The sequence below is a fragment of the Paenibacillus piri genome (genome assembly GCF_004354045.1).
In the GTDB taxonomy this organism is placed as follows: Bacteria; Bacillota; Bacilli; order Paenibacillales; family NBRC-103111; genus Paenibacillus_S; species Paenibacillus_S piri.
In genome coordinates, this window is sequence record NZ_SMRT01000018.1 from 164,015 (window position 1) to 175,759 (window position 11,745).

Annotated in this window: 12 protein-coding genes; 4 read left to right on the forward strand and 8 right to left on the reverse strand. The window is 47.7% G+C overall.

Translation table 11 applies throughout. The features are described 5' to 3' along the window. Positions 1 to 127: 127 nt before the first annotated feature. Positions 128 to 505, reverse strand: a complete 378-nt coding sequence (locus tag E1757_RS28655; RefSeq protein WP_246079610.1) for a hypothetical protein — start codon at positions 503 to 505, stop codon at positions 128 to 130. 183 nt (positions 506 to 688) lie between these two features. Then, a complete protein-coding gene (locus E1757_RS28660) occupies positions 689 to 898 on the reverse strand; it encodes a hypothetical protein (protein ID WP_133234662.1) in 210 nt (69 codons plus the stop codon). A 170-nt stretch (positions 899 to 1,068) separates the two neighbouring features. On the opposite strand from E1757_RS28660, the gene E1757_RS28665 reads away from it, so the two are divergent. From E1757_RS28665 to E1757_RS28675, 3 genes are read left to right on the forward strand one after another with little or no spacing between them, the layout of a single operon-like run. Beyond that, positions 1,069 to 5,760: a cation-translocating P-type ATPase gene (locus tag E1757_RS28665; protein WP_220446546.1), complete on the forward strand. Its 4,692-nt coding sequence runs from the start codon at positions 1,069 to 1,071 to the stop codon at positions 5,758 to 5,760. Positions 5,761 to 5,808: 48 nt separating this feature from the next. Further along, a complete protein-coding gene (locus E1757_RS28670) occupies positions 5,809 to 6,090 on the forward strand; it encodes a DUF5132 domain-containing protein (protein ID WP_133234664.1) in 282 nt (93 codons plus the stop codon). Next, positions 6,087 to 6,314, forward strand: a complete 228-nt coding sequence (locus tag E1757_RS28675; RefSeq protein ID WP_133234666.1) for a hypothetical protein — start codon at positions 6,087 to 6,089, stop codon at positions 6,312 to 6,314. Before E1757_RS28670 ends, E1757_RS28675 begins: the two co-directional genes overlap by 4 nt. Before the next feature lie 159 nt (positions 6,315 to 6,473). On the opposite strand, the gene E1757_RS37000 is transcribed toward E1757_RS28675, so the two are convergent. The 6 genes from E1757_RS37000 to E1757_RS28700 form a co-directional block, all read right to left on the reverse strand. Next, complete coding sequence (locus tag E1757_RS37000) at positions 6,474 to 6,605, reverse strand: hypothetical protein (RefSeq protein WP_281282549.1); 132 nt, start codon at positions 6,603 to 6,605, stop codon at positions 6,474 to 6,476. A gap of 57 nt (positions 6,606 to 6,662) precedes the next feature. Beyond that, the gene (locus E1757_RS28680; protein ID WP_133234668.1) at positions 6,663 to 8,684 is read right to left on the reverse strand and encodes a sensor histidine kinase; all 2,022 of its coding nucleotides are present in this window, start codon (positions 8,682 to 8,684) and stop codon (positions 6,663 to 6,665) included. Between the two features lie 132 nt (positions 8,685 to 8,816). Beyond that, positions 8,817 to 9,140 (reverse strand): ArsR/SmtB family transcription factor, encoded by a 324-nt coding sequence (locus tag E1757_RS28685; RefSeq protein WP_133234670.1) that lies wholly within the window; start codon positions 9,138 to 9,140, stop codon positions 8,817 to 8,819. Between the two features lie 176 nt (positions 9,141 to 9,316). After that, the gene (locus tag E1757_RS28690; protein WP_133234672.1) at positions 9,317 to 10,021 is read right to left on the reverse strand and encodes an S-layer homology domain-containing protein; all 705 of its coding nucleotides are present in this window, start codon (positions 10,019 to 10,021) and stop codon (positions 9,317 to 9,319) included. A 31-nt stretch (positions 10,022 to 10,052) separates the two neighbouring features. Then, the gene (locus E1757_RS28695; RefSeq protein WP_133234674.1) at positions 10,053 to 10,508 is read right to left on the reverse strand and encodes an NUDIX hydrolase; all 456 of its coding nucleotides are present in this window, start codon (positions 10,506 to 10,508) and stop codon (positions 10,053 to 10,055) included. Between the two features lie 487 nt (positions 10,509 to 10,995). Beyond that, positions 10,996 to 11,178 carry a hypothetical protein gene (locus E1757_RS28700; protein ID WP_133234676.1) on the reverse strand — a complete coding sequence of 61 codons (183 nt, stop codon included), beginning with the start codon at positions 11,176 to 11,178 and terminating at the stop codon, positions 10,996 to 10,998. A gap of 78 nt (positions 11,179 to 11,256) precedes the next feature. On the opposite strand from E1757_RS28700, the gene E1757_RS28705 reads away from it, so the two are divergent. Then, positions 11,257 to 11,745: transposase (locus E1757_RS28705; protein ID WP_246079611.1), on the forward strand; the 489-nt coding region annotated here is incomplete at its 3' end.

Below are 11,745 nucleotides of genomic sequence, written 5' to 3' on the forward strand. Positions count from 1 at the left end.
TATTTTCATCGCTTTTATTTTCCATTTCTACTCCTCCTCTCACTGTAAAGATGGAGAAAAACCCGCCGCGGCAAAAGCCGGCGAGTGTTTTTCCGAATGCAAAAGGATACATGGGATATAGAAACGTTTAAGTTGCCTGCTTCGTTATGTTGGCCGCAGACTCCGTTACCGATTCCGCTGTATTGGCAACCGATTGCGTTACCGATTCCGTAACATTGGCAACCGATTGTGTGACCGATTGCGTTACATCAGCCACAGATTTCGTTATACTGTTTACGAATTTGTTGTCAACAAGCGCATGGCCTGCTTGAACTCCGACGGTATGTCCTAATTTATTTCCCAGAATCCCTCCGATTACGGTTCCGATAACCGTCCCTACTCCCGGTAAAAGCGCAGTGCCGACTACAGCTCCGTATTCAATCCCCGCCATTACGCCCAATGCTCCCGTTACATTCCCTGTCGTTTGAACCGCGAATTCTTTTTTGTCCATCTGTCCTTTAGTCAAGCTCATTGTATCCTGTATTTGAGATATACCTCCGGTAATAAGACCTCCGTATAAAGAACCGCCTTGCAGCATCTGAATCTCTCCTTAAATTGTTTTTTCTTATTGGAATCCTATATAGGAGAAATTGTTCCCCGTTGTTCTTTTATAATTCATCCGAAAGCGTATTGCCTGAATTTCCCGGAATTACGGCAGCAACGGTTGTTCAGCATGCTTCTGATTGTCCTTTATTTCGGCTTGAAATGCCGGGGTACGGTCTTTTATTTGATCTGCAACCTCGAGCAACATTTCCGTTCCTTTTACAGCAAGCTTACGGGCGGCTTTTCTTGCTTCCGGAGACACGGCGAGCACAATAGCCGCAGCGGCAAAGATAAAACCTAAAGGCGATTTAATCATAACTATCCCTCCATAAATAAGATTAATTAAATAATTCCATAATTTGAAATTTTTTATACTTTGTATCCAAACCGAATGACAAACCGCTTTCAGCGAATGCATATTTCAGTCAAAGCGGTGAATAATAACCCAATAATTGTTACCTCTACACACGGGCGAGGAGAATTAAGATGACAGAATTACGAAACAAGACCAGATTTCTTCGCGCCATACCGGGAAGAATACGCATGGAAATCTGCGGCTTGCAGGGAAATCAATATACTGCAAAGATTCTTACCGAAAGATTGTCCGATTGCAAAGGGATTTATAAAGCCGAGCCCTGCATTGTAACGGGCAGATTGCTGCTTGTTTATGATGAAAAGCAGGTTAAAGCCGGGCATATTTTCAAGTACATTCAAGAAATAGAAGAACACATTTGTTCACAAAACAAGACCGCTGTTCATTCCGATGCCGGCACCGACTCTGGCGGGCGGGATGAAGCCAAGAAGGAAGCCGCAGCTGCAATTGCAGTTGAGCCGGAAGCGGAACTTCCCGATGAAATGCGGGTCCTCCCTGTGTTAACAGATCAAAACAGGAAAGAACCTGCGGAAAAAATACCGATACCATTGGCTTTATCCATGGGCGGATTGGCCGTGTTGGGAGCCAAGCAGCTATTTACGGGACGCTCTGCCTTGGCAAGAAGTCCGGCTCCCTTTTATTTATCAGCGTTCATATCTATAGCAACCGGTTATCCGTTCTTGAAGAGGGGCATTCAAACGTATTCGGATAAGAAACAAATCAATGCGGATCTCATCTTGGGTGCAGGCGCGCTTGCTCTGGCGCTAATGCGCGAAAACCTGGTGGTGCTTGCCGGGCTCAGCCTATTGCAATATGTGAATTGGAAACGAAGCCGTTCCGTATGGAACGGACATCAATCGGCTTCCTTGCCGCCGGAAATACAAAGCTATTGCGATAAGGCGGGCAAGCTGGGCATGATCGCCGCGGCGGCTACCTGGGCTATAACGCGCAATCCGCTGCGGGCCATTGCCGTCCTTTTGGCTGCAAATCCGCGGCCGGTGGCCATACCCGCTCAATTAGCCTGGAATCAGGCCGAGCTTGTTTCTGATGAGAGGAGCTATATAGTTCCGGAAAAGGGCTCCTTATCCCGGCTGGCCCGGACAAAAACGATTTTGTTTGAAGATTCGCCGCTCCTTTTCAACAACCCGGAAATTGAAGAAATCCAATGCTATACCAATAATGAACAAGATTCCGATAAAATGATTTGTTTAGCAGCTTCATTAATGGAAAGAAGCAGCCATCCGTGGAAAGAGGAAATGCGGATCAAGGCGAAACAAACGTGCCGGACTATCCGAACCGCTTTTCACGTGGAAGAAGAAGAACAAGGAATAAGAGGCAAAATAAGCGATAGCCAGATCTTGCTCGGCAGCTGCAAATATTTGCAGGAGCACGGAATTGATTGCGGCTCCTATGAGCTTAAGGCCAAACGGCTTACAAGAAAAGGATATGACGTTCTATTTGCCGGCAAACAAGGGAATATGAACGGCGGATGCCTCGGATTGATTGCCAGACATCAGGGGGCTTCCGTTAACGGTTACGGCTCTGTCGCCGCATCCTTTATTGAGAAGGGCTGGCGGCTTGGTTTATTACATAACAGCTTGAACATTAGCGGCGCCGAAATTTCTAAATACCGCATAGATACTAGCTGGTCCATGTTAGAGCAAGGCGAAGTGATTGAACGGATCGCGGGACTGCAGCAGCAAGGCGAGGAAGTATTATTTGTCGCCGGACAGGAATCGAATCCGGTTAACCGGTTTTACAAGGAAGCCGGAGTACCGTCGATTTCAATTGATGATTTGAACCAAGTGCAAGAAAGCGCTCTGTTTGCAGAGAAAATGAATCATACCGTTAACCGGCATGTTCAGCTTACCAAGAAGTGGAATGTTCTGGGATCCGCGCTGGCGACGTTAGGTCTGCTTAGCGCACCTGTTGCCAATTTGGCGGGGGATGCATTATCCCTTGTTTTCATGACGAGAACCAAAAAAGTTAGCGAAGCTTTAGTTTCTCCGCCGCCGCCGGCGTACAAAGCAGAGATTGCGGCCGCTTCGGAAGCATCCGTGTGGCATGCCCTTTCCGGCGATCAGGTTATTGACAGGCTGCAAGCGGATCAACAGGTTGGACTGACACCTAAGCAGGTTGCTTCCATAAGGAATAAGTACGGCTGGAACCGGCTTGACGGCAAAAAAACGCCCCCTTGGCTTGTTTCCTATTTGAGGCAATTTAAGGAATTTACAACCTTGGTTCTGCTCGGCACAACCGCTTTAGCCATTTTCACCGGAGGAATATTTGACGGTATTGCAATGGGCGCAATCCTGCTCGCCAATGCGGCGATCGGCACAATTCAAGAACGCAAAGCGGAAAAAGTGATGGAAACGTTAAGCCAATTTCAGTCTCCGGTGTGCAAGGCAGTTAGGGGCGGACAACAAACGGAGCTTAATGCAGCGGAATTGGTACCGGGGGATATCGTCTGCCTGGAGGCGGGAGACCGCGTTCCGGCGGATATCCGGTTGATCAGTTCATGGAATTTACGCGTCAACGAGTCCGCTTTGACCGGGGAATCTATTCCCGTGGAAAAGAACGAACATGCTCTGACCGGGGATTGTCCTCTATCCGAACGGACCAACATGCTTTTTATGGGGACCGATGTATGTGGAGGCAAAGGGAAAGGCATTGTAGTCAGAACAGGGATGAATACCGAAATGGGCCATTTAATGTCCCTTTTGAAGCAGCAGGAAAAAGATGTTACGCCATTACAGCACAAGGTTACGTCCATTAGCAAAAAGTTTTTCAAAGGCGCTCTTGTGGCCGGAGGATTAGTATTTACAGCCGGACTGATCCGCGGCATCCCTTTACCGCAGATGATAACGACTTCGATCACCTTGGCGGCATCTGCTATTCCTGAAGGACTACCCGTTACCATAACGATAGCGTTAAGTGCGGGGATCTACCGTATGGCGAAGAAAAATGCGCTGATTCGAAAGCTTTCCTCCTTGGAAACTTTAGGCAGGACAACCGTTATTTGTACAGATAAGACAGGAACCTTGACCAAAAATGAAATGACCGTAAAGTCTCTTTCAACGGTAAACCGTACATGGACTGTAACGGGCAACGGCTATGAACCGTCGGGGACATTGAAGGAGCTTTCTCCCGAGGTCGCAGCTACTGCCGCAGCAGTGATGGAACCGGAGCATTGCGACGGCCCCATCGCCGATCCTGATTTGGATCGAATGCTGCATATTTGCTTATTATGCAATAACAGCCTGCTCGAACAGCGGGACGGCCAATGGACGACCAAGGGGGACCCGACGGAAGGCGCTCTTCTTGCGCTTGCGGCCAAAAACGGCCTGTGGCTGAAGGATATGTCCCATTGGCACCGCGGAATGGAAATCCCTTTTGATTCCAATACGGCCAAAATGAGCGTCGTCTGCAAGGATACCCGGCAAGAAAAGGAATGCTACCTCTTTTCCAAAGGAGCGGTAGAAACCATTCTCCGCCACTGCAACCGGTATCAGAAAGACGGGGATGTTTACCCCTTAACCGAAGATCAAAAGCAGCAAATTTTGCAGCAAAACGAAACATTTTCAGCCGAAGCGCTGCGTGTTCTCGCTTTCGCATATAAGCCCGTTGATGAGCGTATAAACGACGGGGAAACAATCGACGATGAAAAGGAACTGATTTATGTAGGGATGGCAGGGCTGATAGACCCTCCAAAATCCGAGGTCGCGGAAAATATCCGGGAGGCATTTGCCTTGGGATTAAAGCCGGTTATGATAACAGGCGATCATCCGATTACCGCCATTGCCATCGCGAAGCAGCTCGGAATTTACGACGGGTCGCAGAAGGTTGTATCCGGTTATGAGCTTGACCGGATGCCTGACGATGAACTGAGCCGGATTGTTGATCAAGTATCGATATTTGCTCGGGTTACGCCGGAGCACAAGCTTCGTATTGTAACGGCCTTTCAAAACCAGGGTCATATTGTCGCCATGACCGGAGACGGCGTCAACGATACCCCCGCCATCAAACAAGCCAATGTCGGAATAGCCATGGGACGGACGGGGACGGAAGTAACGAAGGAAGCTGCAGATCTTGTGCTGACCGAAGATCATTTTGGCGCGATTGTTGACGGGGTCAAAGAAGGCCGGACCATTATCGGCAACATCCGCAAAGCGCTCGGCTGCCTATTAACCGGTAATTTGGCGGAGATTATCGTAACGAGCGCCGCCGTAATGGCCGGGCTGCCCATTCCATTAGTCCCCATTCAAATTCTGCTTATGAATTTGTTGACCGATGCTTTACCGGCAATGGTTTTGGCTGTAAATCCGGGTAATAAAACAAAGCAGACGAAACGAACGGATATTGTTGACAAGGAGCTGTACCAAAAGGTTGTAACAAGAGGCGTTCTGTTAGGGTTAGGCTCGCTGGGCTTATTTGCGGCAAGTCTCGCAGCCGGTACACCTTTACCGGTTGCCCAGAGCGTTGCGTTTGCAACGTTGGTCGCCGGACAATTGATCCAAACCTTCTCCTGGCGGCGAGAAGGCTCTGAAGAAACGGCGCGCGATTGGATGAAGGACCGGTTTTTACTTGGCTCGTTATGTATTTCTTGGCTGGCTTTGTTAGGAGCTTTATACATTCCGCCATTGGCCGGATTTTTCCATACTGCCCGCATGCCGTTCCAATATTGGATTCCAATCCTCGGAGTTGCCGGGTCAGTATCGCTCTTGTCGAAACCGGTATTAACTCTGATTTCAAAAATAAGGGAACGTAAACCTGTCTATCCGGCCAACACTTATGCTGCGGCCTAACCGCCGCAGTTATTACACATTAGCACTGTAAGGAGGATCTGCATCTGTATGCTGCAAAAAAATGTTGACAAATTAATAATCGGCGCAGCCCTTGCCGTGGCGGCTTCGGCTTTGCTTCCAATCGCCAAATCGATTTTTCGACCTATAGCCGCAACAGGATTGGAGGGCGGCTCCAATTTAATCAACCGCGGCAAATCCTTGGTGCAAATTGCGCGGCAGGAAGTGGAAGATATCATAGCGGAAGCCCAGTTTGAAAGGATGAAAAAACAGCTGGACAAAGAAATTGCATTACTTGATGACGACAAATACGAGGAGAACGTTTATAAATGACAGAGCAAAATATAGATACTCATTTACGCGAAGCATTATCCCATCTGGAGCTGGCATTAAATCAAAGCGTAAGATGCGTTCTTGAGAATGATAGTGCAAAAAAGGAAATAGGTTTGAAATGGGAACAATTTCTTGGAGAATTTATCGGTCTAGTCCGGGAAAAAGGGAAAAAGTCGAGATTAAATCTTCTAAGCTGGATAACTTTTCCGCGGATGAAGTCATAAATTAGATAATAACCTTTTTCCCGCCAAATTTCCGGAGGGGGATGCTGGAGGAGCCCTCCAGGCTCATTGGCGACGTCGCCGCGCTCCGGCAGCTGACCTAGAAAGGCCGCCGCAGCACAAGCAGCGTATCGGGCTGCAGCCGCGGAACAATGTCGCCGGTTACCCGGCCGAGGTATCCGGCGCTGCCAAAATGACGGCTTCCGCTCCGTCCAATGCGCTGTCCAAGCTTACCGGGTAAGCCCGATTTCGGCCTCCTCCTCCTACCTTCATCTTCACAAAAAAAATGGACATTTCCGTTCCTCTAAAACGGATGTCCACAAAAGTCTCCCTAATTAAAGGCACAGTTCATCATCGATCATCCGTCCTGACGACAGGCAGTGTAAAATAAAATCGGCTTCCTTGCCCCACACCGCTTTCCGCCCCGATCGCACCTCCGTGCCGTTCCACAAGGTCTTTGGCGATAGCAAGGCCCAGACCGCTGCTCTCTGACCCCACGCCCGAATAATGCCGTTGAAATATGCGCTCCAACAGTTCCGGGCTGATCCCGGGTCCCGTATCCTCGACCACAACGCGAACCGCATCGGCCGGATAGCTGACATGGATTGTGATCGTGCCGCCGGGCGGTGTATACTTGCATGCATTATGGATTAGATTGGCCAGCACTCTCTTGATTGCATGGGGATTCATCCGTACGTCGACGTCCGTCCCGGCCGGCTCCAGACTCAGCACACAACGACGCCCGGCATACTCAATATCCGCAGCCAGCGCTTCGCCCATTTCTTCCATCCACTCGTTGAAAATAACCAACCGGGCCTCCCTGTCTTCCGTCGTTTCGTCCCACCGGGTCAAGTCAAGCAGATCGTCGATAAACCGGTTGACATCCTGCACTTTATCGCGAAGTTTGCGCAGCAGACGATCCTGCTCCTCCGGCCTCATCTCCAGCTTGGCATGCAGCGCCTGAACGCCGCTCTGGACATAGGACAACGGATTGCGGACATCGTGCGAGATGTTCTGCAGCATCCGGGTACGGAACGCTTCGGATTCGATCAGCTTGACGTTCGCCTGCTTCAGGCTCTCCGTCTGTTCTTCCACCCGCTTGTTCAGACTGGCGTTCCAGCTTGACAAAGTTACGACGAGCGCCTGCAGAGTCGTCTCCTCTTTCCTGCGCATTTGATTCATCAGGGCGTACAGTAATACCGCCATGAAGACGAAATCGCCGATCACACCGAATTGCGCAATATTGCGCGTCAAAAAATTGTTCGGCAGCAGCCCGTACATAAGCAGGGCTTTCGGCACGATCGCGATCAGGACGACCGGAACCTTGGGAATGGCCAGGAAGAAGGCGATCCGGCTCCCTTTGACCGCGCACAAGATGAGAACGAGCATCATGAGGAACAGGCTGACATACTTGAACCAGAACAGAAAACTTGCCATCCCGTACGGATATAAGAAGGGCATGCTGATGCATAGAAGCGGACAAAACACGTTCAGCGCGCGGCAAATCCAGTCCGACAAACGCGAATAATCGCGGGGCATCAACAAGTTCACCGCAAACAAACAACCGAACCACCGGCCAAGCACGTAAAACATGTCATACAAGCCGGACGGACTGCTCCAGAAGCCGGCAGCAGCCATTCCGCTCCCTTCAACCGGTTCGAGACCGAACCATCGCAGCGTAAATCCGTTCCAGATCAAGACGGCAATACAAAACGAAATGACGTACAGCGCATAATATAAATAAGCGCGATTGCGCGTATACAGAAACAGGACCATCTGGAAAACCATGATGACCAACAGCACTCCGTTATAGATCCCGCTATACAGCAATTGGTTGTGCATCGAATCGTACAGTGCAGACTGGGCGATCAGCTGCAGAGGCAACATCATGGAGCCGTACGTTTCGAACCGCATGTATATCGTCGTCTGTTCTCCGGGCTGCAGCAGCACCTGATAGGTGGGATAGTGCCGGTGGACCGAGATCATCTCGGCCGCGGGATAGATGGCGATCCGATCCATAAGCGGATTCAATACGCTGATTTCCCACCGCGAATTGGAAGAGTCATTGACAATGACAGCCCGCACCCAATACGCGGACGAGGTATACCCGAACGAGGATTTGCCCTTGGCCGGCCGGAACTGATCCTGCATGGCCGGCGACTGAACGTCCTCAATCGACCACTTTCCTTGCGGATCTTCCAGAATGTCCATCTGCCTGTTCAAGCTGTAAGTCGAAATCTCATCGACGAGGGACAGCTTCATGCCGCCGCCGGCTTGTGTTTGTGCAGCCGTTACGGTCGGGGAGGCGGCAAGCATTCCCGCTATAGTGAGCCAAATCAATACAATGCCGCATCTTCTCAACCATGCTGCCACGCCGACTTCCACTCCATTCGGATATTATAATATATTCTCGGATAAATTCGGGATCTTTTCCTGTCGGGATGTGTGAGGGGATATGACCAGCATGTGCAGCTCCGTCAAGCGCCAATACTATTTGCTTCACGTCTAGTAGAACCCGAGGAGCAATTCAATCAAGCGCTTTAACCGGTCAGGCTTAAGGAGATAGTATATCCGCTTTCCCTCCCTGCACTCCTGAATGAAGCCTTCGTCCTTCAATTCCTTCAAGTGATACGACAGCTTGGACGACGAAATGTCGCCCAAACCGAGCTTCAGATCCTCCGGACAGATGGCATGAGCAAAAGCCGAACAGACTGGCGCCTGATAAACCTCCTGTCTGCCCTCTTTAAGAAGCATCAATATTTTGAGCCGTATCGGATCGCTGAGTACTTTAGCCGCTTGAGCTACTGCAAATTCAACATTTTGTCTCATGGAAAAAATATATCATTCCCCCTTTGACATTTCAATTATTTTTGAAATATAATCGAAACTGAAGCAACTCTTTAGAAACGATTGTTCTCATCGGTTCCTTCTATTAAACCAATCTGCCCCGTTTAGCGTAACACGGCTGCCGATTGATGCCAGCAACCGCGTCTATGTTGTTTTGATTAGCGTACGTCACTAAAGTTCCTTGTAGCAGTTTTTGTGCTATTAGGACCACAACCACAATAACCAACCGTCAGATCTTCCAAAGCAAGTACAACCATTTGCCTACTAATGGGTGTTGTACCATTGTATGGTCCATTCGTGATTAGATAAGGAAATAACTCAAATGCCAAAGCAACGTGTCCCTTTGCATAATCGGAAACCGTTTCATCTGCTAATAAAGGGGTTTCTCTGGTTTCCGCCTCTTTGTTTAAGCTACGGATCATGAAAACTGCAAGCTGTTCTTTTGTCACTGCACTTGCAGGATCGAATCTGTAAAATTCGATACCGTCGGTAACCCCGGCTTTTCGTAGTACCTCTATATAAGGGAGTGCGTATCCGTAGACCGTATCATTAATTGACACATCTTTGAACCGGGATGTTTTTATGGAGGTATCTACCTTTAATCTTACGGCAATGGCTAAGATTTTGGCGAATTCAGCGCGGCTAATAGTCTCTTCCAGTCCAAAACAATCCTCAGATACACTATGCATTATACCTTTAGATAACCATTTGTCGACCAATTCTTTTGTCTTGGCATCCACATCTTTTAGATCTTTGAAGTCTTCTGATGTTTTTGTTTTGGGTACATCACCTTTTGTTATATTCTGACCTACGGATAACAATGGCACGAAACAAAAAAAGAGCAGTATGAATTTTTTTAACATGATGTCCCATCACACCTTTCGGTTTTTTCTATTAGGTTAATTTAGGGTTATATAGAGATACTGGATGATTCTTTCCATTTATAAGGTTTTCTACAATTTGTTTAATAACATCTGCCCCGCGGATTTCGTATAAGTTAGGAATCAATAAATCGGATGCCATGATCCACTTGTATTCATTAATCTCAATATCATCTAATTGAAGAGAACCTCCAATGATTTCGCCGGTAAAATGAAACATAATGACTTGATTGTTTGTGTCGCTAATAAAATTATAGATGCCTGTTGTTCCGGTTAGTTTGACATCATATCCGGTTTCTTCTTTTACTTCCCTGTGTGCAGCATCTAGGATATCTTCACCAGGTTCTATCCTTCCGCCCGGAAAATTCCATTTGTTCCTGATAGAAGGCTTATTTTCTTTTATTATCAAAACTTTGTTGTCTCGAACTATAGATACGCTGGCAACTAAAACGATACTAGTTTTCATCATTTTCTCTCCCTCTCATTCTCACGGAAATATGAAACTTTATACTTCTCCTTAAATATGGAAATTATAATATCAGGATATCGAATATATGTTCGTGTGTAAATAGCAAGTTTTTCAACTAAACTGCCCGTTAGCGCCTAAATATAAAACTATTGAACTGGCTCGTCGGGAATGGGACCAAGTTCTTGTCATTGAGCTTTGACAAGAACTTGATGTCATAAATGACAAGAACTTTATTCCCACTCCCATGGACATAAAAAACATCGCCTCATACTGGCGATGTTAATACAACCGGCTTTATGATCAGATCGTAAGTCTGGACACGTACTGATTAACGTAATCTCTTACACCTGTTTTAGCGATTTTTAGCCATTGATAAAAATATTTCAGACATTCTGAAGTAAATCGGTGGATGTTCCAGTGAACTGTCATTAGCAGCGTATGCTTCCAATAAACATATGCATATGCATATCATAAATGTTTCCGCCCCCTATTGGAGCGGAATCTTAAAAATCTCATTCTTATTTCTCTTGTCCTGTATTGTAAAATCATTTGCCAACAGACAATTTCTGGCGTCGGTAAAGCTTTTTCCTACAGCGATTAATGGAGTACATCCCAGTTCCAGATATCTTGCAATTGCCGCATCATCTTCAATAAGCAGAATTCTCTCCATATCAACTCTCCCTCGTATAATCAGTTTAGAAGCTCATTTTGAGCGAATTAAGAGTTAGAGCCCGAGCAAGTTGCTAACATGTCGATACAAGAACTGGTTGAGTTTCTTAACGATAAAGGAAAGAACCGCTTTAAGAACACAGAGGAGATTGCTACTTATCTTCAAAAGCTTGCTCGCTCCTCTTACCGTCTGGATAAGACCATGCAAGATCCCGTGAACATCTCGCTAGCTACGACACTCAGTGTAATTAACCATCTGGAGTCCGAAATATTGAAGCTGGATAAAGAGATCGCCAAGATTATGAAGGGCATCCCTCAGACCTTGACATCGGTCAAAGGAATTGGCCCTGTTTTCGCGGCGGGCATCCTTGCTGAGATCGGCGGCATCGACCGCTTCCATGACCATAGCGACTTGGCAAAGTATGCCGGCCTTGTCTGGAACCAGAACCAGTCCGGTGAATTTGAAGCCGAGGAAACATCCCGTATGCGCACCGGTAACAAATACTTGCGCTACTATCTGGTTCAAGCTGCTGATTCGGTGCGAAAACACGATGCCGAGTACAGAGAC